13 protein-coding genes and 1 other annotated feature are annotated in these 24963 nt (G+C 52.9%); of the genes, 6 read left to right on the plus strand and 7 right to left on the minus strand.

Annotation, left to right across the window (positions count from 1 at the left end):
• Nucleotides 1–91: 91 nt before the first annotated feature.
• From ACYP03_RS08440 to gltB (ACYP03_RS08455), 4 genes are all read right to left on the minus strand, one after another.
• Nucleotides 92–1501, minus strand: coding sequence for an FAD-dependent oxidoreductase (locus ACYP03_RS08440; protein WP_459779231.1), 1410 nt, complete (start codon nt 1499–1501; stop codon nt 92–94).
• A 13-nt stretch (nt 1502–1514) separates the two neighbouring features.
• The gene (gene gltB / locus ACYP03_RS08445; RefSeq protein ID WP_248141411.1) at nt 1515–5978 is read right to left on the minus strand and encodes a glutamate synthase large subunit; all 4464 of its coding nucleotides are present in this window, start codon (nt 5976–5978) and stop codon (nt 1515–1517) included.
• Nucleotides 5979–6361: 383 nt separating this feature from the next.
• Nucleotides 6362–7834 carry a glutamate synthase subunit beta gene (locus tag ACYP03_RS08450; protein ID WP_459779232.1) on the minus strand — a complete coding sequence of 491 codons (1473 nt, stop codon included), beginning with the start codon at nt 7832–7834 and terminating at the stop codon, nt 6362–6364.
• Complete coding sequence (gltB, locus tag ACYP03_RS08455) at nt 7827–12380, minus strand: glutamate synthase large subunit (protein ID WP_459779233.1); 4554 nt, start codon at nt 12378–12380, stop codon at nt 7827–7829. Before gltB (ACYP03_RS08455) ends, ACYP03_RS08450 begins: the two co-directional genes overlap by 8 nt.
• 677 nt (nt 12381–13057) lie before the next feature.
• On the opposite strand from gltB (ACYP03_RS08455), the gene ACYP03_RS08460 reads away from it, so the two are divergent.
• On the plus strand, nt 13058–14869 hold the full coding sequence (locus tag ACYP03_RS08460; RefSeq protein ID WP_330960503.1) for a diguanylate cyclase domain-containing protein: 1812 nt from the start codon (nt 13058–13060) through the stop codon (nt 14867–14869).
• Between the two features lie 40 nt (nt 14870–14909).
• Nucleotides 14910–17267 (plus strand): aerobic respiration two-component sensor histidine kinase ArcB, encoded by a 2358-nt coding sequence (gene arcB, locus ACYP03_RS08465; protein WP_459779234.1) that lies wholly within the window; start codon nt 14910–14912, stop codon nt 17265–17267.
• Between the two features lie 85 nt (nt 17268–17352).
• Here the strand turns inward: arcB and arcA are convergent, their stop codons facing one another.
• Nucleotides 17353–18072: a two-component system response regulator ArcA gene (arcA, locus tag ACYP03_RS08470; RefSeq protein ID WP_036755170.1), complete on the minus strand. Its 720-nt coding sequence runs from the start codon at nt 18070–18072 to the stop codon at nt 17353–17355.
• Nucleotides 18073–18482: 410 nt separating this feature from the next.
• Here arcA and ACYP03_RS08475 point away from each other — a divergent pair, with 410 nt between their 5' ends.
• Together ACYP03_RS08475 and ACYP03_RS08480 are read left to right on the plus strand one after the other, a co-directional pair.
• A complete protein-coding gene (locus ACYP03_RS08475; protein ID WP_459779235.1) occupies nt 18483–18959 on the plus strand; it encodes a DUF3293 domain-containing protein in 477 nt (158 codons plus the stop codon).
• A 12-nt stretch (nt 18960–18971) separates the two neighbouring features.
• Entirely contained in the window at nt 18972–19463 is a 492-nt protein-coding gene (locus ACYP03_RS08480; RefSeq protein WP_330960506.1) for a putative 4-hydroxy-4-methyl-2-oxoglutarate aldolase, read from the plus strand.
• Between the two features lie 8 nt (nt 19464–19471).
• On the opposite strand, the gene ACYP03_RS08485 is transcribed toward ACYP03_RS08480, so the two are convergent.
• Complete coding sequence (locus ACYP03_RS08485) at nt 19472–19924, minus strand: hypothetical protein (RefSeq protein WP_248141397.1); 453 nt, start codon at nt 19922–19924, stop codon at nt 19472–19474.
• Nucleotides 19925–20064: 140 nt separating this feature from the next.
• Nucleotides 20065–21783, minus strand: coding sequence for a bifunctional isocitrate dehydrogenase kinase/phosphatase (gene aceK / locus ACYP03_RS08490; protein WP_459779236.1), 1719 nt, complete (start codon nt 21781–21783; stop codon nt 20065–20067).
• A 195-nt stretch (nt 21784–21978) separates the two neighbouring features.
• Between aceK and ACYP03_RS08495 the strand changes: the two genes are divergently transcribed.
• Nucleotides 21979–22197 carry a hypothetical protein gene (locus ACYP03_RS08495; protein ID WP_459779237.1) on the plus strand — a complete coding sequence of 73 codons (219 nt, stop codon included), beginning with the start codon at nt 21979–21981 and terminating at the stop codon, nt 22195–22197.
• 99 nt (nt 22198–22296) lie between these two features.
• Nucleotides 22297–22412 (plus strand) — a sequence feature (Thr leader region).
• 91 nt (nt 22413–22503) lie between these two features.
• Nucleotides 22504–24963, plus strand: a complete 2460-nt coding sequence (thrA, locus tag ACYP03_RS08500) for a bifunctional aspartate kinase/homoserine dehydrogenase I (RefSeq protein ID WP_459779238.1) — start codon at nt 22504–22506, stop codon at nt 24961–24963.

Raw genomic sequence — 24963 nt, forward strand, 5'->3', positions numbered from 1 at the left:
GAGAAAAGGCGGCCGGTTGGTGTCGGTGGTGAAGGAAGGGCATAAAAAAGCGAGCGGGGAGGCCGCTCGCTTGTATGCATGGAAGAAAGCCTTACAGACCGAGGAAATCGAGAATGCCGTCCGCAGCACGTCGGCCTTCGTCGATGGCGGTGACCACCAGATCGGAGCCACGAACCGCATCGCCTCCGGCGAAAATTTTCTCGTTGGTAGTCTGGAACGCATGGTTGCCGCTGGTTTGGATCCGGCCCCACTGATCCAGTGCCACGTCGAAGCTCTCCAGCCATGGCATGGCATGCGGCTGGAAACCAAAGGCCATGATGACCGCATCGGCTTCCAGAACATGTTCACTGCCTGCCACCGGCTCCGGACGGCGACGTCCGGCTTCATCCGGCTCACCCAGTGCTGTTTTCACCACGCTCACTCCACTGACCTGGCCGCTGCTGTTCACTTCAATACCCAATGGCTGAAGGTTGAACATAAAGTTCACGCCTTCCTCGCGGGCATTTTTCACTTCTCGGCGCGAACCGGGCATATTGGCTTCGTCACGACGGTAGGCACAGATCACATCACTCGCACCCTGGCGAATGGAGGTCCGGACACAGTCCATGGCGGTGTCACCGCCGCCCAGGACCACAACGCGCTTGCCGGCCATGTCGATAAACTCCGGCGCATTTTCTTCCAGATCCATCACCCGGTAGGTGTTGGAGATCAGGAAAGGCAGGGCGTCGTAAACTCCGGCTGCATTTTCGTTAGCCAGTCCGGCACGCATATATTTGTAAGTACCGACGCCCAGGAAAACGGCATCGTATTCGTTGATCAGATCCTGAAGCTGAACGTCTGTACCGACTTCGGTGTTAAGACGGAACTCGACTCCCATTTCGGTGAAAATCCGGCGGCGATTGATCATCACCTCTTTTTCCAGTTTGAACGACGGGATACCGAAGGTCAGCAGGCCGCCGATTTCCGGATAGCGGTCAAACACGACAGGTTTCACCCCATTGCGCACCAGAATGTCAGCACAAGACAGACCCGCAGGCCCAGCCCCGATGATGGCGACTTTCTTGTCGGTCCATTCCACGCCGGACATATCCGGTTTCCAGCCCATCTCAAATGCTTTGTCGGTAATGTATTTTTCGACATTGCCGATGGTCACCGCACCAAAGTCGTCATTCAGGGTACAGGAGCCTTCGCACAGACGATCCTGAGGACACACCCGGCCACAGACTTCCGGCAAAGTATTGGTCTGATGCGACAGTTCAACGGCTTCCAGAATCCGGCCTTCGTTCGCCAGCTTCAGCCACTGCGGAATGTAGTTGTGAACCGGACATTTCCACTCACAATACGGGTTCCCGCAGTCCAGGCAGCGGTCCGCTTGTGCGCTGGCCTGTTGCTGGGTAAAGGGTTCATAAATTTCGACAAATTCGATTTTACGGATTTCGATCGGCTTCTTTGGCGGATCAACACGCTCAACATCGATAAATTGGTAAATGTTCTGGCTCATTGGATTCCCTCCCTTATTGTGCCTGAACGCGTAGCTCAGCAGCTGAGCGGCTTTGGTGACCCAGCAGTGTATTCACATCTGCCGACTTCGGTTTAGCCAGGAAGAATTTCGGGATCCATTGATCAAAGTTGGCCAGAATTTCCTGTGCACGGCTTGAGCCGGTTTCTTCCAGATGACGGTCAATCAGACCGCGCAGGTGCTCCTGATGGATCGCCAGATCCTGCAGCGGCAGGGCCTCGATCAGTTCAGGGTTGACCCGGCCGGCGAAATCGCCGACTTCATCCAGAATGTAGGCAAAGCCGCCTGTCATCCCGGCGCCAAAGTTCACGCCGGTGTGGCCCAGAATAGCGACGATACCGCCGGTCATATATTCACAGGCGTTGTCACCAGCGCCTTCAACGACCGCGATGGTGCCGGAGTTCCGGACCGCAAAACGTTCACCGGCTTTACCGGCTGCAAACAGCTTCCCGCCGGTTGCACCGTAGAGGCAGGTGTTGCCGATAATTGTTGATTCGTGCGACTTAAAGGCTGAGCCCACAGGCGGACGAATCGAGATCACACCGCCAGTCATGCCTTTCCCGACATAGTCATTGGCATCCCCGGTCAGATACAGGTTCAGGCCACCGGCATTCCAGACGCCGAAAGACTGTCCTGCGGTTCCGGACAGGTACACATTGACCGGATTCGCGGCCATGCCCTGGTTGCCATAGCGCTGGGCGATTTCACCGGACAGGCGGGCACCGAACGAACGGTCGGTGTTGCGGATATCCAGATAAATATCGGCACCGCTTTGCGTTTCAACCGCAGACAGGGCTTCGTCCACCAGTTTCTGGTTCAGCACGCCGGTATCGAACGGTGTATTGGGTTCACTGCAATACAGGGTCTTCCCTTCGACTGGTGTTGGCGCATGCAGCAGGCCACTCAGATCCAGCTTGCTTTGCTTGGCCGTGAAACCAGCCACGACTTCCAGCAGATCGGTCCGGCCAATCAGATCGGTCAGCTTTTCAACCCCAAGTTTTGCCAGCAGTCCGCGAACTTCCTCACCCAGACCGATGAAGTAGTTCATGACCTGCTCCGGCAGACCTTTAAAGAAGTCACGGCGCAGGGTGTCATCCTGAGTGGCCACACCGGTGGCGCAGTTGTTCAGGTGGCAGATGCGCAGGTATTTACAGCCCAGTGCCACCATAGGCGCTGTCCCGAAACCGAAACTTTCGGCGCCCAGAATGGCGGCTTTGACCACATCCAGACCGGTTTTCAGACCACCATCCACTTGCAGGCGGATTTTGTGACGCAGACCGTTGGCGACCAGCGCCTGTTGTGTTTCGGCCAGTCCCAGTTCCCATGGACTGCCCGCATATTTCACGGACGTCAGCGGGCTGGCCCCTGTACCGCCGTCATAACCCGAGACAGTGATCAGATCGGCATACGCTTTCGCTACACCGGTGGCAATGGTGCCGACTCCTGGCTCAGAGACTAGTTTGACGGAAACCATGGCTTTCGGATTGACCTGTTTGAGGTCGAAGATCAGCTGGGCCAGATCCTCAATCGAATAAATATCGTGGTGCGGTGGCGGTGAAATCAGCGTGACGCCCGGTACGGCATAACGCAGTTTGGCAATCTCCGTGGTCACTTTGTGGCCCGGCAGCTGACCGCCTTCGCCCGGTTTTGCCCCTTGCGCGACTTTAATCTGAATGACGTCGGCGTTGACCAGATAGTGCGGGGTGACGCCAAAGCGGCCGGAAGCCACTTGTTTGATGCGTGAATTCCGCTCATTGCCGAAACGGCGAGGATCTTCCCCCCCTTCACCAGAGTTGGAGAAACCGCCCAGACGGTTCATGGCAATTGCCAGCGCTTCGTGTGCTTCCGGACTCAGCGCACCGATGGACATCGCCGCAGAGTCGAAGCGCTTGTAGAGTTCCGTGGCTGCTTCGACGTTTGCAACGTCGATCGGATTGTCCGAGGCTTTCAGTTTCAGCAGGTCACGCAAAGTTGCTGCCGGACGTTCGTTCACCACCCTGGCAAATGCCAGGTAATCTTCGTACTCGCCGCTCTTCACGGCTTTTTGCAGTGTGGTGACCACATCCGGGTTATAAGCGTGGAACTCACCGCCATGGACGAATTTCAGCAGACCGCCATGGTCGATTTGCTTGCGTTTTACAAATGCCTTGCGAGACAGGTTGTAGAGATCCTGCTGGAAGTCCTCAAAGTTTGCACCCTGAATCCGGCTCGAAACGCCCATAAAGCAGAGTTCGACCACATCCGCATGCAGGCCGACGGCTTCAAACAGCTGCGAGCAGCGATAGGAAGCGACGGTTGAGATCCCCATCTTCGACATGATCTTGTACAGACCCTTATCGATACTGTTGCGGAAATTCAGCATGACCTCGCGGTAAGGCTTGTTGATGGCGCCGCTGTCAATTTGTTGCGCCAGCGACTCATACGCCAGATACGGATACACGGCGGTTGCACCAAAGCCCATCAACACAGCGAACTGGTGCGGGTCACGGGCGGCCGCGGTCTCAATAATGATGTTGGCATCGCAGCGCAGACTGGCATTGACCAGACGTGTCTGGACGGCACCCACTGCCATGGCAGCCGGAATTGGCAGCTTCTCTTCGCTGATGCCGCGGTCAGACAGCACCACCAACACGGTGCCGCCGCGAACCAGACGCTCGGCCTGATCACACAGATCGACAATGGCCTGCTTCAGATCTTTTTCTTTCGGATCGAAGTTGATGTCGATGATGCTATTGCGGTAGTGCTGATCGTCCAGTCCCAACAGCTGGACCATATCGGAATAGAGCAGGATCGGCGATTTGAAGGCGACGCGGTGTGCGTGGCCGTCAGTTTCACAGAACACATTCATTTCACGGCCGATACAGGTAGCCAGTGACATCACGTGCTTTTCACGCAACGGGTCAATTGGCGGGTTGGTAACCTGGGCAAACATCTGACGGAAATAATCGGAGATCAGGCGTTCTTTGGATGACAGAACAGCCATCGGGGCATCATCGCCCATCGAACCCGTAGCTTCCTGGCCCATTTCACCCATCACGCGGAGCACCTGATCCAGCTCTTCGCGGCTGACGGCAAACAGTTTTTGGTAGCTGTTCAGTTCATCGGCAGACATTTCCCGGCTGCCGACCTGATCGTCGCCCATGTCTTCAAACGGCACCAAACGGCGGACATGCGTATCCAGCCACTCCTTGTACGGATGGCGTTCCATCAGCTCGTTATCAATGTCGGCAGAATGCCAGATTTTTCCGAATTTTGTATCGATGACCAGCAGCTCTCCCGGACCGACCCGACCTTTCTCGGCCACTTCATCCGGCGCGTAATCCCAGATACCCACTTCAGAGGCCAGGGTGATCAGCTTGTCTTTGGTGATCACATATCGTGCCGGACGCAGGCCGTTGCGGTCCAGGTTACAGGCGGCATAGCGGCCGTCTGACATGACGATACCGGCCGGGCCATCCCAGGGTTCCATGTGCATGGAATTGAAGTCGTAAAAGGCGCGCAGTTTCGGATCCATATCCGGATGATTCTGCCACGCAGGCGGCACCAGCATTCGCATCGCGCGGAAGAGATCCATCCCGCCGGACAGGAAGAGTTCCAGCATATTATCCAGGCTGGAGGAATCCGAACCGGTTTCGTTCACAAAAGGTGCCGCAGTCGCCAGATCCGGCAGCAGCGGCGAAGCGAATTTGTAAGCACGGGCGCGTGCCCACTGGCGGTTTCCGGCAATGGTGTTGATTTCACCGTTGTGGGCCAGATAGCGGAATGGCTGAGCCAGCGGCCAGCGTGGCTGAGTGTTGGTCGAGAATCGCTGGTGGAACAGACAGATCGAGGATTCCAGACGTAAATCGCCTAAATCTTTGTAAAATTTCGGCAGATCGGCGGGCATACACAGCCCTTTGTAGACGATTACCTGGGTCGACAGGCTACAGATATAAAAGTCAGGATCGTTCTGAATGCGTTGCTCAATGCGGCGACGGGCAATATATAGACGACGATCCACATCCCGGGGTTTCCAGCCTGCAGGTGCGTTGATAAAGACCTGAGCGATAGCCGGCAGGGAGTCTTTGGCGATTGGACCCAGAACCTGCGGATTGACCGGCACATCACGCCAGCCTGCAATCGACAGGGTTTCTTTACTGAGTTCTTCTTGAATAATGGTGCGGGCTAGTTCGGCCAGAACCGGATCCTGGCTGAGAAACAGCATACCGACGGCATACTCACGGGCCAGCGGCCAGCCTTGTTCTTTGGCAACCAGCTGATAAAAACTGTCCGGCTTTTTCATTAACAGGCCGCAGCCATCACCGGTCTTGCCATCCGCAGCGATGCCGCCCCGGTGTGTCATACGATCCAAGGCCGATATTGCGGTACGGACCAACTTGTGGCTGGCTTCGCCTTCTGTATGGGCGATCAGGCCGAAGCCACAATTATCTTTTTCCAGCTTTGGGTCATACAGTGTCATTGCAACTCTCCCTTGCGCCTGCTCCATTGAGCAGGGTTACTGCATAATTATGACAATCTCCCTGATTGTCACTCTTGCTTCCAGCGGACTTTCAAACTAACGGCAATTTACAAAAAGGTCAAATTTTCTTTAATTCTGGTCATAAATTCTGAAATATTCAAAGTCACGTATTTATCTATATGATTTTTAAATAAATAATATTTTTTTGAAATATTTTGTTTACATTTTTCAGGGCGTAATTGATGACTTTTTTGCGTCAAAACCAAGAGGATTTTGTTCTCAGGTAAAAATATTGTTAAAAAGAATAAAGCTCTGATTAAATTCAAATAAAAAAGCCAGCTCATGGGAGCTGGCTTTAAATTTTAGTATAAAATCCAGATGAATCAGGATTCAGACAGCATAAGTGAATGGTCTTTCGCTTCCAGCTTAGAATCACCCATCAGATAAGCATCAATTTCTCGGGCACATTCCCGGCCTTCGTTGATACAACGCACGACAAGTGACTGCCCGGTCCGCATATCACCAGCAGCAAATATGCCTGGTTGATTGGTCGCAAAACCTTCAGTCGCGACATTGCCGCATTCATCCAGCGCGATATTCAGCTGAGCGAGTACGCCCTGAGGTTCTGGATGCAGAAAGCCCATCGCCAGAAATGCCAGATCACAAGGAATGACGCGCTCCGACCCCGGTACTTCCGTGAAGCCCGGACGCTCACCCGGTTTGGCATCATTCCAGGTGATGTCGGCGATGCGCAGTGCGGTAACCTGGCCATCATCATTGCCGATGAATTCTTTCGTCAGGATATTCCAGAAACGATCGCAGCCTTCTTCATGGGAAGTTGACGTGCGCAGAATCATCGGATAGGCAGGCCAGGGCTGATTCACCGGGCGCTTCTCCGGCGGCATCGGCATGATTTCAACCTGCGTAATACTGGCTGCGCCATGACGGTTTGAGGTGCCGACACAGTCAGAACCGGTATCACCGCCACCGATGACCACAACATGTTTACCGGCAGCATGAATCTCTGCTGTTTTCAGATCCATGTTGTTGGCGCGGCGGTTGTTCTGACCCAGAAATTCCATCGCAAAGTGCACGCCTTGTAACTCACGGCCCGGGATCGGCAGGTTGCGCGGCACAGTGGAGCCACCGGTCAGCAGCACGACATCGTGTTGTTTGCGCAGTTCACGGGCGTCAATATCCACGCCGATGTGCGCATTAACGACGAATTTGATGCCTGCTTGTGCCATCAGATCCAGCTTCCGATCAATCACGCCCATGCTGAGCTTGAAATCCGGGATGCCAAAGCGCAGCAGCCCGCCTATTTTTTCGTCCCGCTCGTAAACCGTAACGGTGTGGCCGGCGCTGTTGAGCTGTTCAGCTGCTGCCAGCCCGGACGGGCCGGAGCCGATAATCGCCACGCTTTTGCCGGTCCGGCTGCGCGGGGTTTTTGGCTTTGCGTAGCCTTCACGGTAAGCGGTTTCAACGATGGTCTTCTCGATGTTACAGATGGTAATCGGATCCTGATTGATCCCCAGAACACAGGCGCTTTCACAAGGCGCCGGACAAACCCGCCCGGTAAATTCCGGGAAGTTGTTGGTCGAACTCAGGATATGCCAGGCTTCTTCCCAGCTGTCCCGGTAGACCGCATCGTTAAACTCAGGAATGATATTGCCGATTGGACAACCGTTGTGACAGAAAGGCACGCCGCAATCCATGCAGCGAGACGCCTGTGTGCCAATTTTGCTGGCAAAATCGTCGTTCAGAACGAATTCTTTGTTGTCCTGAATGCGGACTTCAGGGGCGATCTTTGACGGCAGTTCACGGCCGTGCTCGAGAAATCCGGTTGCCTTACCCATGGCTCACCTCCAGTGCTTCCTTGTCCTGTGCTTCAGCCGCGGCTTTGCGTTTTTGCAGCACGGCTTTGTAATCGCGTGGCATGACTTTCACGATGTGCCCGAGGTTATCCTCAAAGTTGCCGAGGAAAGTTTCCGCGACGGTACTGCCCGTCAGTTGCTGATGACGGGTGAGCATATCCCTGAGCAGTGCAATGTCTTCGCTGTCCAGCGGATCCAGATCCACCAGTTCCGGATTGAGCTTACTTTCAAAGTCGTTGAACTGATCCCAGACGTACGCGACACCGCCGCTCATCCCGGCTGCAAAGTTACGGCCGGTCTGACCCAGAATGATGGCCACGCCGCCGGTCATGTATTCACAGCCATGGTCGCCCACGCCTTCAACCACCACACGGGCACCGGAGTTACGGACACAGAACCGCTCACCGGCTTTGCCGCGGATGAAAGATTCACCCGAAGTTGCGCCATAGAAGCAAACGTTGCCGACAATAATGTTGTCTTCTGCAATCAGATCCGACTGAGCATCCGGGTAGAGGACCAGCTGACCGCCGGACAAGCCTTTGCCCCAGTAGTCGTTGGCATCGCCTTCCACTTCGAAGGTCACGCCTTTCGCCAGGAATGCGCCCAGACTCTGGCCTGCGGAGCCTTTGAACTTCACATGCATGGACTGTGGCAGACCGGCATCTTTGTAAACTTTGGATATTTCATTCGACAGCATGGTGCCCACGCTGCGATCGATATTGGTAATCGGGAATGCTGCATTTGCCGCTTCACCACGCGTCAGTGCAGGCTGAGCAGCAGCAATCAGCTGACGGTCCAGTACCGCTTCCAGATGGTGGTTTTGGCTGCACTGGTTAAAGATTCCGTCTTCAGATCGTGCGGGTTCGCGGTGCAGTACCGGACTGAGGTCCAGATTCTTGTATTTCCAGTGACCGATGTTGTCCCGGATTTTCAGATGCTGTGACTGGCCGACCATCTCATCGATGGTGCGGAAACCCAGCTCAGCCATAATTTCACGCAGACCTTCGGCCATGTAACGGAAGAAAGTAACGACATCTTCCACACGGCCGTCAAAGCGTTCACGCAGGGTTTTGTTCTGGGTCGCAATCCCGACCGGGCAGGTGTTCTTATGACACTTACGCATCATGATACAACCTTCCACCACCAGTGCGGCGGTTGCGACCCCCCATTCTTCGGCACCCAGTAGGGTAGCGACAGCAAGGTCACGCGGCGTTTTCATCTGGCCGTCACTCTGGACCACAATGCGGTTGCGCAGGCCGTTTTTCAGCAATGTCTGGTGGGTTTCCGCCAGACCCAGTTCCCACGGCAGACCCGTGTGACGGATGGACGAAATCGGAGATGCACCGGTACCACCGTCAAATCCGGCGATCAGCACCACGTCTGCTTTGGCCTTTGCCACACCGGATGCAATGGTGCCGACCCCGGCTTCAGAGACCAGTTTGACGTTGACGCGGCTCTTACGGTTGGCGTTTTTCAGGTCGAAAATCAGCTGCGCCAGATCCTCTATGGAGTAAATATCGTGGTGCGGCGGCGGTGAAATCAGGCCGACGCCCGGTGTTGAGTGACGGGTTGCGCCGATCCAGTCATCGACTTTATCACCCGGCAACTGACCACCTTCACCTGGCTTGGCACCCTGAGCCATCTTGATTTGCAGCTCGTCGGCATTGGTCAGGTAGTAAGACGTCACCCCGAAACGGCCAGACGCCACTTGCTTGATTGCAGAGCGTTCCCAGTCGCCGTTTTCTTTTTTCTCAAAACGTGCCGGATCTTCACCGCCTTCACCTGAGTTCGATTTTGCGCCAATCCGGTTCATGGCGACGGCCAGCGTCGAGTGGGCTTCGTAGGAAATCGAGCCAAAACTCATTGCACCGGTGGCGAATCGCTTGAGGATCTTTTCAATCGGCTCGACTTCATCCAGCGGGATGCTACGGCTGGGGTCAGCGTTAAATTGCAGCTGGCTGCGCAGGGTGGCGGCATGGTCGCCCTGGCTGTCAACGGCGTGACAGTATTCTTTGAACTGACTGTAGTCTTTGCCACGGGTTGACTGTTGCAACAGTGAAATCGTGGTTGGATTAAACAGGTGCTTTTCACCCCGCTGTTTCCACTGATAAACCCCGCCGACATCCAGCATTTGCAGCGGAATATCACGCAGCGGATAACCGATACGGTGGCGGATCAGCACTTCCTTCGCAATGTCGTCCAGCGTCAGTCCCTGAATCCGGGATACGGTGCCGGTGAAGTATTTGTCGACCACGGCTTTGCTGATCCCCAGCGCTTCGAAGATCTGAGCGCCATGGTAAGACTGCAGGGTTGAGATCCCCATTTTTGAGAAGATCTTCAGCAGGCCGCCGTTGACGGCTTTGCGGAAGTGATTGAAATAGGTATCTGCGTCGGTGGCTTTATCCAGTTTATTGCGTTGCTGCAGAGACACGATGGTCTGGGTGACAATATACGGGTTGATCGCATTGGCACCATAGCCAATCAGGGTGGCAAAGTGATGGGTTTCACGGGCATCCCCGGTCTCAACAACCAGATCACATTTGGCGCGCAGCCCTTTGCGGATCAGGTGATGGTGTACTGCGCCAACAGCCAGCATGGCCGGAATATGCGCGTGCTGCGAATTGACCGGACGGTCGCTCAGGATCAGGATTGAGTAACCATCTTTCACCGCATCTTCCGCGTGCTGGCACAGATGATTCAGTGCCTGTTCCAGCTTGCCGGCTTCGTCACTGGCCTGGAACACAATATCCAGTGTTTTGGCCTGCAGGTGCGGTTTGTCGATGACACGCAGTTTTTCCAGCTCGGCATCACTGAGAACTGGTGAATCCAGCTCCAGTTTCTGGCAGTGCGACGGGCCTTCTTTCAGCAGGTTCTGATCTTCGCCCAGATAGGTTTTGAGCGACATCACCATGCGTTCACGGATCGGATCGATCGGCGGGTTGGTTACCTGTGCAAACAGCTGCTTGAAATAGTGCGACAGATGCTGAGACTGATGCGACAGGATCGCCAGCGGCCAGTCAGCGCCCATGGAGCCCAATGGCTCTTTGCTGTCGCTGGCCATCGGCAGAATGATGTCGTTGACTTCTTCATTGCTGATGCCGAAGGCCTGCTGCTGATGCAGCAGCTTCTCAGCTTCCGGCTGAGTATGGCTGTAATCTGAAGCAGGTAAGTCATTCAGGTGCAGCAGGTTGTCTTTGACCCACTCTTCATAGGGTTGTGCTGCAGCGATGCTGTCTTTGACTTCATCGTCAGAGACAATGCGGCCTTGTTCCAGGTCGGCTACAAATATACGGCCTGGCTGCAGACGACCACGGAAGTGAATGTTCTCCGGCGCGATTTCAACAACGCCTGACTCCGATGCCATCACCAGAAAATCGTCTTTAGTCACGGTATAGCGCGACGGACGCAGACCGTTTCGGTCCAGCGTTGCGCCTACGGTAACACCATCGGTGAAACAGACGGAAGCCGGTCCGTCCCAGGGTTCCATCAGATTGGCGTGATACTGGTAGAAAGCACGGCGTTTCGGATCCATGCCCGGGTTTTCCTGCCAGGCTTCCGGGATCAGCATCATCAGGGCATGCGGCAGGCTGCGGCCAGACAGAACCAGCAGTTCCAGTGCCATATCGAAGTTTGCCGAGTCGGATGCCCCTTCCTGACAAATCGGCAGCAGCATTTTCAGCTCTTCTTCGCTGAACAGATCTGACTGCAGCAGGGCTTCCCGTGCTTTCATCCAGTTCAGGTTCCCGCGCACAGTGTTGATTTCACCGTTGTGGGCGATAAAGCGGAAAGGCTGGGCCAGGCGCCATCTCGGGAAGGTGTTGGTGGAAAAACGCGAATGAACCAGTGCCAGCGCACTGACCATAGCCGGGTTTTGTAGATCCAGGAAATATTGCGGCACCTGCTCGGTAGTGAGCTGGCCTTTATAGATCAGAGTCTTACTGGAGAAGGCGTTGATGTAGAAGTCGTCCCCGATGTTGGCGACGCTTTCCAGACAGACGCGAATTGTGTAGTTACGCAGGACGTAGAGTTTGCGCTCGAGTGTGTCCTGAGGCATCTCGCTGCCGCCAGTCACGAATGCATGTTCGAACTGAGGTTCAGTGCTCAGGGGGTCGGCGCCAATCATGCTGTTGTCGGTTGGCAGAACGCGGTAACCCAGCACCGTCAGACCCAGGCGCTGGGCATTACGGGCCAGAATTTCACGGCATTGTTCCCGTTTGTCTTCATCTTTCGGGAACAGAATGACCCCTACGCCGTAGTGTTCAAACGCTGGCAGCGTCAGGCCGATTTTCTGGCATTCCTGCATCAGGAATTCATGAGGCTTTTGCAGCAGGATCCCGGCACCGTCACCACTGCACGGGTCACAGCCCTGACCGCCACGGTGTTCCATCCGTGCCAGCATATCCAGAGCCTGGGTGATCACCTGGTGGGACTTGCGGTTCTTGAGATGGGCGACAAAGCCGATACCACAGGCATCGTGCTCCATTTCAGGGACGTAAAGCCCCTGACCATTCAACGCATGATCTGTCATAACTACATCCTTCCAGTGTAGGGCAGACGGTTCCTCCGCCTGCGATTCCTTCTTTATTGTTATGCCTGCGTAGACTGGTCAGCCGGGCATCATGCGCTGGCTGGCCGTAGGAAGCTGTCTATCTTGCGATGACAGGCGGTCTTGGGTACGTCAGTTCATTGCCGCAGAGCCAAGACATGAAAGCCATCCTGGCGGATGGCAATCTGGTTATATAATGCACACAATGAAAATATATTACAGAACTGTTTGGTGAATTACTATCACTAAATCCGACTTTAGTTGTACGTAACTTCGGGCAAAGCAGGCCCTGTAGTCACATTAATGATTAAAAATTCGTTAAATTGTTGTTTGTGTGAATTGTTATTGTGTTTGTGTTTTGTTAGAGGAGTATATGACGAAGAGATTCAGGTGGTAATTGTAGTTATTTTATTTCAGATTGATTTTTTGGCATCTTGAATCAGTTGCTCGGGGTATCACCAGAAGAATGCTCTGACAGAGTCAATGTAATCAGTGACAGAACCTTGACGCTGCGAAGTGTCAAACATCACTATTTGGCATATAAAAAAACCACCATATACAGCAGCTTCTTGCAACTGTGTTAAATTGTCGTCACGTATTCAGAGGTGCAGTGATATGCCAGCGGGACTGGTCTGGAAAGGATGCAGAGAGGAACAGACATGCAGAATAGACACGGTATGACGCTTGCGGGTGCTGCCTGTACCGCCGTCCCGGCATGGGGCGCTACCGAAGAAAGTATGAGTCTGTCGGCAATTGGCATGGCTGTTCTGATGATGGCGATCCTGACCTCACTCGGCGCCTGGCTGATTCACCACTTAGGTCGTCTGGCTTTTCGTCGGCTTCATGCGACGATTTCCCGTTTGCCGATAGCAGCAGCGATTGTCCGCAGTAAGGACGGAGAACTTTTCTATGCCAACGCTGCCTGCCAGGAATTACTTGGGGTCAGTAAAGTCGGGCGGCGGTATTATTATCCGGAAGGGATTGGGTCCCAAATGATGGCGGATGTGCTGCGTCCGCTGCAGTCCGGAACTGATTTTGACAGTGTTGAGGAAACGCTGCGACTGGGAGGAAATAAAACAGTCCGGGTGCTGATTTCAGGCCAGCTGATGAGTTTTCGCTGGCAGTCAGCCTGGCTACTGTTTCTTGTTGAGCCTGCCGCGCAGAGTAATCCTTATGTTCAGCTCGAGCAGCGTGTTTTCCAACGCGTGCTGAACTCCCTGTCAGAACTGGTTTATTTTCAGGATAAAGCCGGGAATATCCTCGGAACCAATACGGCCTTTGATCGTTTCTGGCGGGGACGTCGTGAAGAAGGACTGATTCAGGGTGATCCGACCGGGATCGGCGAGGTGCCTGTCATTCATACCTGGACTACGGCTCCGGATGGTTCCAGCCGCTTGCTGGAAACCAACAAGACAACGATGACCGATGAGGAAGGCCAGGTCATCGGGATGCTCAGTATCAGTCATGATGTGACGGACTGGCACGAAATGCAGGAAAGCCTCAAGCAAGAGATTGAAAAGCGAGAGGTAACAGAACAGATCCTGGCCCAGCGAAATACACTACTCAATTCTATTCTCAATGCCAGTCAGGATCCCATCGGCCTATACAATGAGCACGGGGTTTATGTGGGATGTAACGAACCGTTTGCCCGGGTACTGGGGTTCAGTGCCCGGGAACTGATTGGCAAAACGGCCCGCAATGTGATTGATCCTGAAATGCTGCAGGAGTTTTATCAGACCGATATCAAAGTGCTGAAAGAAGGGGTTACCGTCAAAACGGATGCCTATGTGATTCTTGAGACCGGGCAGCCGGTCTGGTACGAGATCGTCAAATCTCCTTACCGCGATCCGACGGATGGCTCTGCCGGGATTTTGCTGATTGCCCGGGATGTGACCGAGCGGAAGCAGGCGGAACAACAGCTCGCAGATGCCATTATGGAGTTGCAGGAGCTGAGTTTTGTGGACAGCCTGACCAAAGTGGCAAACCGTCGCAGCTTTGATGAGCAATTACGTAAACTCTGGCACAGTCATATGCGGGAACAGCAGCCGCTTACCCTGATTCTGTGTGATATCGACAGTTTCAAAGCATATAACGACAACTACGGACACCAGCAGGGCGACTGGGCGCTGCTGGAAGTCGCACAGGTGTTTGACAGTGTGATCCGGCGTGAGACTGACGAAGTGGCCCGCTATGGCGGAGAAGAGTTTGCTTTCCTGTTGCCGAATACGCCGCTGTGCGGCGGTGAGGTCGTTGCGGAAAAAATTCATGACAAAGTGGCGGAGAAAGCCATTCCCCATGGTTTTTCCGATATCAGCGATATTCTGACGGTAAGTCTGGGAGTTGCGACCATGACGCCAATGCCGAATCAGGATTACGGTGAATTGATTGCGATGGCTGACAAAGCGCTATATAAAGCAAAAGCCGACGGACGGAACACCACCCGCCTGATGGCTGAACTCGATGAATTCTGATGCTGCCTGAGGGCAGCATTTTATTGTGACAGGATAATCCATGAAACAAATCAAGATGTTGGCGCAGTTCTATGTCGATCTGCTGGTGAAACTGGGCATTGTGCGCTTCAGCCTGCTGCTGGCATTAGCGCTGGTAGCTCTGGCTGTGGTGGTGCAAGTCGGAGTGACGCTGGCATTGCAGGGAGAAGTGCTGAACATTGATATTGTCCGTTCTGTGTTTTTTGGTTTGTTGATCACTCCCTGGGCGGTGTATTTCCTGTCGGTTGTTGTGGATCAGCTTGAGGACTCCCGTCAGCGGCTGTCCAAGCTGGTGAGCAAACTGGAAGAGATGCGCTCGCGTGACCTGACGCTGAATAAACAGCTGAAAGATAACATCACACAACTGAATCAGGAAATTGAAGTCCGGATCAAAGCAGAAGATGAGCGCCGGATTGCCATGGCAGATCTGGAAAGCGAAGTCGCGCAGCGTGAGAGTGCCCAGCTGGAGCTGGCAGAGCAGAGTGCCTTGCTGAAGTCTTTTCTGGATGCATCGCCGGATTTGATTTATTACCGCAATGAAAGAAATGAGTTCTCTGGATGTAATCGGGCTATGGCGGAACTGACCGGAAAAACCGAGCAGGAGCTGGTTGGTCTGACTCCCTGGGATGTCTACAGCGAAGAAGTGGCCAGTAAGATTGTTGAAACCGATCAGCAGGTGTTCACTCAGAATGTCTCTCTGACTTATGAGCAATGGCTGGAATATCCGGATGGCCGCAAAGCTATTTTTGAACTGCGCAAAGTGCCTTTCTACAGTCGTGACGGTCGGCGTCTGGGCCTGATGGGGTTTGGCCGGGATATCACCGAACGCAAGCAGTATCAGGAAGCGCAGGAGAAAGCCAGCCGCGAGAAAACAGCCTTTATCTCAACCATCAGCCATGAATTGCGTACCCCGCTGAACGGGATTGTCGGCCTGAGCCGGATGCTGCTGGAAAGTCCGCTGAGTGATCAGCAGCGCGGCTATATGCGGACGATTTATGTCAGCGCCATCACGCTCGGTAATATTTTCAATGACATCATTGATATGGATAAATCGGATCGCCGTCGGCTGGAGTTGTTGCCGGCACCGCTGGATTTCCATGCCTTTATTGAAGAAATGGGGAATATTTCCGGACTGATGGCCGAACAGAAGGGATTGCGTTTCGATCTGGAACAGCTGACTGAACTGCCGTCTTATGTACAGGTGGACGGGACCCGGCTGCGCCAGGTTCTGTGGAACCTGATCAGCAACGCCACCAAATTCACCAAAGAAGGTGGCGTAATTCTGTCGATCAGCAGTGAGTTGCTGGATGATCAGCAGGCCGAAATCACCTTCGAAATTGAAGACAGCGGGATTGGGATTCCGGAGTCCGAGCTGGATAAAGTATTTGCGATGTATTACCAGGTGAAACAGGGACAGGACAATCTGCACGCGGTCGGAACTGGGATTGGTCTGGCGGTTTCGCGGCAACTGGTGAATATGATGGGCGGTGATATTCAGGTCAACTCTGAGGTGGGTGAAGGCAGTACCTTTACCGTGACCATTTGCGTGCCGCTGCTTGAACAGATTACGGAAGATGATGAAACGCCTGTGTTGGCGCAGCGTTCACTGCGCATCTTTATGGTGGAAGATATCGAGCTGAATATCACGGTTGCCAGGGCGCTTCTGGAAGGTCTGGGGCATCAGGTCACCGTTGCGATGCGGGGAGATGAAGCGCTGGAGGCGTTTGATCCAGGACAGTACGATCTGGTGTTACTGGATATCCAGTTGCCGGATATGACAGGCTTTGAGATCGCCAAAATACTGCGCGCTCGTTATCGTCAGCTGCCGCCACTGGTCGCGCTGACGGCCAATGTGATTAAAGATAAAGATGAATATCTGGAGCAGGGGATGGATGATGCCATCAGCAAACCTCTCAGTGTCAAAGCCATCAATATGGTCATTGAGCATCTGATGGAATCGGAATATGCCCCGGCGAATGAAGCTGCCCCAGTACCTGCACAGGAAACAGTAATGAGCGAAGATACCCTGAACAAGCTGCTTGATTTTGAAATGCTCAGTTCTTATGTCGATATCGTCGGGACGAAGCCGGTGTTCGACTCGATTGAAATGTTTGAGAAAATGATGCCGGAATATCTGGCGATTCTGGACTCAAACATGACGGCCAAAGATCAAGACGGTATTAAGTTTGAAGCTCATAAGATCAAAGGAGCGGCGGGATCGATTGGGCTCAAGCGTATCCAGCAGGTGGCGCAGAAGGCACAGTCGCCGGAATTGCCGGCCTGGTGGGAAAATATCGAAGACTGGGTGGATGAAATTAAAAACAGCTACCAGAACGATCTGACACTGCTGAAAGGCTGGCTGGAGGGTCTTGAAAAGTAAGCTGCTTGTTTGAGTGTCATAAAAAAAGCGTCGCATTGCGACGCTTTTTTGCTTCATCTTTCGTGAAGTCGAATCAGAAGGCTGCTCAGCCTTCTTCGATATCACCGCAGAAGCGGTAACCTTCACCGTGGATGGTCGCAATAATTTCCGGGGTATCTGCAACAGATTCGAAGTGCTTGCGAATACGGCGGATGGTCACATCAACAGTACGGTCGTGTGGTTTCAGATCGCGGCCGGTCATTTTCTTCAGCAGTTCTGCACGGGTCTGGATCTTGCCCGGATTCTCGCAGAAATGCAGCAGTGCACGGAACTCAGAACGAGGCAGTTTGAACTGCTCACCGCTTGGGCTGACCAGAGAGCGACTGTTCAGTTCCAGAGACCAGCCGTTGAACTCATAGCGCTCAACCAGACGGCGATCTTCGGCTGCCAGACCCTGGCTCATGGCACGGGTCAGCAGGTTGCGGGCACGAATGGTCAGTTCCCTAGGGTTGAAAGGCTTGGTGATATAGTCATCCGCACCGATTTCCAGACCGAGGATTTTATCGACTTCGTTGTCGCGTCCTGTCAGGAACATCAACGCCATATCGCCTTGCTCACGCAGCTCACGAGCAAGGAGCAGGCCGTTTTTACCCGGCAGGTTAATGTCCATGATGACCAGGTGAACAGGATGCTCAGACAGCATCTTGTGCATTTCTGCACCGTCGCTGGCTTCAAATACTGTATACCCTTCGGCTTCGAAGATGCTTTTCAGGGTGTTACGTGTTACTTGCTCGTCTTCTACAATTAGAATGTGAGGGGTTTGCATTGGCAGTACCTAATTACTCAAAACGGAATCTGGTCTAACACAGAATATGTTAATTCTATAAAAATAATTCGATCACAGGCAAAGTAACAGAACTGTTGCAGTTTGCACTCGTCTTTTCAACTACCTGCTGGTACGCCATCCTCATTTTTCAGCAGACGCTCAAAAATCACCACTGAAAAACCCGACTTTTACGGAACTGGCTACAATTTCCCTTGGATGCTGACGATTGTATGCATTTAACAGCGCACTAACAATATGATTTTATTGTAATGTGCCCGGTTTTTTCGAATTTGTCATGGCATACTAGCCTGTCAGAAACACTATCTTATTGTTATAGCTCAAACAATTTGTTGTTTCAGCAATGAAATGCGGCTGTTAAAAGTTTCTTCAACAGAACAGGATTCGGACTCATGACGGAAAGCAGCAGACAAAATCTCAGTCATGCAATGTCATCAGGAGCGTCGGATTCGCAGGCTCGACACCACTTATGGCAAAACTATCAGCAGATAATTTTCCGTGCGGTTCAGTCGCCACCGTTCACAACCTTCGCTATTTTAACAGCATTTAACCCGGAAAGTATTGTGCTCAGTTGTAAGGAAAATCATCAGCGACAGGCCAGCCTTGAAGCGGAGTTATCTGCACTGGGCTATGCATTCCAGCGGCTGGATTGCAGTGCACCGGACGGAAGCTGGCATGAACCCAGTCTGGCCGTTGCCATGGACATTGAGCGTGCATGCGCCGTTGCTGCACGCTGGCAACAAAATGCTCTGTACTGGGTTGCTCAGCAGCAATTGACGCTGGTTCCGGTGAGGCTTGGGAAGCAAGGATTTTCCCGGTCTGTACTGGGGGCTTGGCAAACATTTCTTCACATTCAAGGATCAGAATAAAGGAGTTGCAAGATGAAAGATTTATTGCCGGATTTGTGTGACCACTATGAGCAGGACGTACGCTGGTTACCGTTGCAGCATCGCGACTTTGGCGGTAAGCCCGTGTTTTACGGAGAAGTGGTGACGCTTCGGTGTTTTGAGGATAACAGCCTGGTTAGGGAAATTCTCAATGAAGACGGTACAGGGAAGGTTCTGGTGGTTGACGGACATGGCTCACTGACCCGGGCTTTGCTCGGAGATCAGCTGGCGGCACTTGCCGTTCAAAACAACTGGGAAGGCATTGTGGTCAACGGGGCTGTCCGTGATGTGGTGGCGCTCAGTGGAATGGAACTCGGCGTCAAAGCCATTGCAGCCTGTCCGTTCAAGACGGAAAAGCGTCAGACTGGTGACCGAAATGTCACGCTGACTGTGGCACACACACTGGTCTATCCCGGCGATATTCTGTATGCCGATCCGAACGGCATTTTGCTGAGTAAAGAGTTGCTTGATTTGTCGGTATTCTGAGCGGGATTTCAGAACCTGAAGCCGATACCTAGCTGATAGACCTGTTCGAGGGATTCATAGTCCATGGTGGCGTGCAGGTTGAGTCTGTTGTTGAGTTCGTACTGACTGCTGAGTTCAACACCCAGCCGGGTATCTTCTTCGATCCGTTCTGAGGTGAAGGCACTGCGCAGGCTGATTTTCGGACTGAAGTTGTACTGCACACCGGAAAGCAGACCGCGTGAAGCAGACTGATACTGATTACCGCTTTTCAGCCGGGTACTGACATAGAGCTGGGTGGAAGGGGAAAGGGCATAAGTGTAGCCACTGTCGATTTGCCAGAGGTCAAACTGTTCGGCGCTGCGAGACTGTGAATCCAGAAACCAGCCCGAGGGCGGCGATGGCATCATTGTTTGTTCTGCCTCCGCAGCTATTGCCGGCTGAGCCAGCAGAAAGAGCAGACAGATGATACTCCCGAATTTCATACCCCATCATCCCTGTAATTCGTATCGCTTCGGGGCCTGGTGTCAGCCCCGTTTAATCCCTTAATACTAGGCCAGAAGTATGAAAGGATTCATGCGATCGAGCTCTGCCTTTCGAGTTACAGCGAAGATTGCGGGAAAGATCAAATTCTGATCAGTCTGTGCTGTTCCTGATACGGGAATACGTCTTCGAACTGACCCTGTGAAATGTTCTGCTGCAGCTGTTGCCAGTAGGCTGGATCAAAGAGATCACTGTGCAGTTCATCAAACAGGGCGCGAACTTTCGGGTTGATCAGCAAGAAGGTACGAAACTCTTCCGGAAACACATCGTTGGTTCCGACGCTGTACCAAGGCTCTGCCGATAACTCATCTTCAGGAAAACGCGGCGGCGGAATCCGGCGGAAGTTCACCTCGGTCATGTAACTGATTTCGTCATAGTCGTAGAAGACAACCCGCTTATGGCGGGTAACGCCGAAGTTTTTGAACAGCATATCACCCGGGAAGATATTCGCGGCGGCCAGCTGTTTGATCGCTTTGCCGTACTCGTCAACCGCATGACGGAGATCTTCATCATTGGCCTGCTCAATATAGAGGTTAAATGGGATCATGCGTCGCTCAATATAGAGGTGTTTAATCATCACTTCGGTATCGGTGACAATCAGACTTGAAGGAGCTACGCCTTGAAGTTCTTCCAGCAATTCGTCGCTGAAGCGGTGACGATCAAAGCTGAAATTGCGGTATTCCTGCGTGTCGGCCATCCGGCCAACCCGGTCGTGTTCTTTTACCAGTTTGTATTTTTCCTTTACCGTGTCCCGGCTCATCTCTTTCTGCGGTGCGAATTTGTCTTTGATGACTTTAAATACAAAGCCGTAAGACGGGAGGGTAAATACGCTCATCACCATTCCCTTGATTCCGGGCGCCAGGACAAACTTGTCGTCGGAGTGTTCCAGATGATGGAGAAACTCCCGGTAAAGCTCTGTTTTGCCATGTTTCTGGCATCCAATGGCGGTGTAAAGCTCAGCATGGGTTTTCTTGGGCAGCAGTTCACTGAGAAAACGGACCAGCGCAGCCGGTGCCGGGGCATAGACCATAAAATAGGAACGTGCGAAACCGAACACGATGCTGACATCGTCGACGTGGCACAGGCAGGCATCGATATAAATCTGGCGCTGTGTTGTCGTGAGCACGGGAAGTACCAGCGGGATCTGAGTATCATCCGCCAGAAGCAAACGGCCAATCAGATAGGCGGCTTTATTCCTGTAGAAAGGTTCCCGGATCAGTTCAAGCCGGGCCTGTTGTATCGTTTGTTGTCCAAATTCCAGTTCCAGTCGCTGGACGATGAGTTCAATATCACGGGCTTTTTCTTCCCATTCCAGCGTGAACGGGGTTTCGTCCATCATCCGCTCAAAAAGGGAATGCGGCCCGTTCGGGGACTGATAAATCCGGGTGAGTGTGGTCGGATAAGGGGGGATGCGGCCCGTCTGCGAGCTGTGGACAAAAAGCTTGTCACGGTTGATATCCCGGTGATCGAAGATTCGGCAATAGACCGAATTGAAGAAGCTTTCTGCAATGTCATATCTGGGATAGTCCAGCAGCAGATCTTCATAGGAAGATTTAACCGCAGTTAAAAACTCACGGTTGGCGTATTGCTTGCCGAGCATGATCTGAATTTGACGGCTGACCAGTTCCACATGATGGTCATAAAAATTGATCCGCTGCTTCAGGGCCTGATGAATGGACATCCAGGCCTGATCCTCAAATCTTTCCTGAGCGCCGGCCGTTACATCCAGAAAACGACCGTACATCGCATCAAAACCCTGGAGTATGGTATGCGCAACCAGCTGTTCCATTGCTGCTGTCATGCCGGATCCCTCCGAAATACTGTTTGTCATTGTTGTCGTTTCCCGGGGATTGGTCCTGCATACCCCGGGGCTTCTCTGGCTCAGGCTGAAAAAATTTACAGCAAGAAATCTGGCCAGAACTTTATTGGGCTGGAAATGGCTGTCTGACTTTCGTGCAAACAGGGAAATAAAACAGCACATCAGGTTTACTATGCTATGGCCTTGGGTGAACTGCAATTGCAGATATGCGATTTAGGAAAAATTTATATTCATCATGCCTCAGCAGTATCAGATGAGCGCTTTCGACACCCGGTGCATGGTTTTTGTTTCAGGACGGTGGAAGCAGATCAAAACAAGCCCGCTTTTCCCCGGGAAAATTGTCTGATTTGGGATGTCACCGATTTTCAGAAGGAAAAGCTATATTTCAACGAATGAAAAAATATTTCACTGATGAGTGTTGACTCAATGCTACCGATCGGGTAAACGTAATCAACACGCACACAACATTAGCAATTTTACTAAAAATCATGGCAATGAATCTTATTGGCACCACCACCATTATTATTACCGGCACAACCAGTGTTGGGGCGGGCTGATACGCGTAAGATTTTCAAAAAAAGCCCGCACTCCAGAGTGCGGGCTTTTTTTTACCATGAATTTAACGGTATGTTTTTCCAGTAAAAAATAACAAGACCGGATAAACTTGCCAGACAGTTCAAATTAACGGAAGTGGAGTAGGGAATGCGAGTGCTTAAATTTGGCGGCTCATCGTTAGCGGATGCCGACCGGTTTCTCAGAGCGGCGGATATCATCGCCAGTAATACGCATCAGGGTGAGGTTTCAGTCGTACTGTCAGCACCGGGAAAAGTCACGAATAAACTGGTTTCTGTCATTGAAACAACGGTAACGACCGGCGATGCCGAATTACAGCTCACCGATCTGGAGCAAACTTTTACCGGTTTGTTTGACGGTATTCAGGCACAGCTGCCAGCATTTGACCGTACGGCTGTGGATGCCAAGCTGGCCAGTACCATGGGGCAGCTGAAACAACTGGTTCACGGGATGAAGTTACTGGGCCAGTGTCCGGACAATGTGTATGCCCGTGTCATCAGTAAAGGTGAGCGCCTGTCGATTGTGGCAATGAAATCTGCTCTGGAAGCAAAAGGTTATACTGCCGATCTGATTGATCCTGTGGCTTCCTTGCTGGCGCATGGCGATTATCTGGAAGGTCATGTGGACATTGAAGCTTCCACTGAGAACTTCCGTCGTCAGCCGCTGGCAGAGGGTGTGGTGCACATCATGCCGGGTTTCACTGCAGGGAATGCGAAAGGGGAACTGGTGATTCTGGGCCGAAACGGTTCGGATTACTCCGCGGCGGTTCTGGCAGCCTGTTTACGTGCCGAATGCTGTGAAATCTGGACCGATGTGGATGGCGTTTACAACTGCGACCCGCGCCTGGTGCCGGATGCCCGTTTGCTGAAATCTCTCAGCTATCAGGAAGCGATGGAGCTCTCTTACTTTGGTGCTTCCGTACTCCACCCGAAAACTATTGCTCCGATTGCTCAGTTCCACATTCCGTGCCTGATTAAAAACAGTTTCAATCCACAGGGCGCAGGAACCCTGATTGGTCAGGACACTGGTGAAGATAATCTGGCGATCAAAGGCATCACCACCCTGAAAAATCTGACCATGGTCAACGTGTCCGGTCCGGGGATGAAAGGCATGGTCGGTATGGCTGCCCGGGTCTTCGGGGCGATGTCCGCGGCCGGTGTGTCGATTGTGCTGATCACCCAGTCCTCTTCTGAATACAGTATCAGTTTCTGTATTGAAAGTGAGGACAAGCACGTTGCCGAGCAAGCACTGCGGAATAATTTCGAGCTTGAGCTGAAAGAAGGCCTGCTGGAACCGGTTGAGTTTATTGATGATTCTGCAATTGTGACGCTGGTTGGTGACGGTATGCGTACCTCGCGGGGCGTGGCATCGAGGTTCTTCACTTCTCTGGCGGAGGTGAACGTTAACATCGTCGCTATTGCCCAGGGTTCTTCTGAGCGTGCTATTTCAGCCGTGATCCCGGCCAATAAAGTTTCTGAAGCGGTGAAAGCCTGTCACGAGAACCTGTTCAACAGTAAACATTTTCTGGATGTGTTTGTGGTCGGCGTTGGCGGCGTGGGCGGCGAACTGGTCGATCAGATCCAGCGTCAGCAGGAAAAACTGGCTGAAAACGGCATTGTGATCCGGGTCTGTGGTCTGGCAAACAGCCATGGCCTGCTGCTGGATAATAATGGCCTGCCGCTGGAAAACTGGCGTGACACCATGGGACAGGCGACAGAAGCCTTTAACCTGGCCAGTCTGATCCAACTGGTGCAGCGTCACCACATCATCAACCCGGTGGTCATTGACTGTACGTCGGAACAGTCGATTGCAGATCAGTATGTGGATTTCCTTGCAGCTGGTTTCCATGTGATTACACCGAACAAGAAAGCGAACACCGCCAGCATGGCGTATTACCATCAGCTGCGTCAGGCAGCACGGGTAACCCGCCGTAAATTTATGTACGACACGACAGTGGGTGCAGGTCTGCCGGTCATCGAGAACCTGCAGAACCTGATGGCCGCGGGTGATGAGCTGGAACGGTTTGCCGGCATTCTGTCGGGTTCCCTGTCATTTATTTTTGGGAAGCTGGATGAAGGTATGAGCCTGAGTGAAGCAACCACGGTTGCCCGCAACAATGGCTTTACGGAGCCGGATCCGCGTGATGACCTGTCCGGCATGGATGTTGCCCGTAAGTTGCTGATCCTGGCCCGTGAAGCCGGTTATGCTCTGGAACTGGACGATGTTGTGGTAGAGCCTGCATTGCCGCCGGGCTTTGATCAGAGTGGTGACGTCGAAACCTTTATGCAGCGTCTGCCGGAAGCGGATGCGTATTTCAGGGATCTGGCGGAGAAAGCGGCGGATGAAGGCAAGGTCCTGCGTTACATTGGTGAAATCGACAACGGAAAGTGCACGGTGAAAGTGGCTGCCGTTGATCAGGACAACCCAATGTTCAAAATTAAGGACGGCGAGAATGCATTGGCTTTCTATAGCCGTTACTATCAACCCATTCCTCTGGTACTGCGCGGATACGGTGCCGGTACTGAAGTCACAGCTGCCGGTGTATTCGCTGATTTGATGCGTACCGTCGGCTGGAAACTGGGAGTGTAA

It is taken from the genome of Photobacterium sp. R1 (assembly GCF_054600795.1).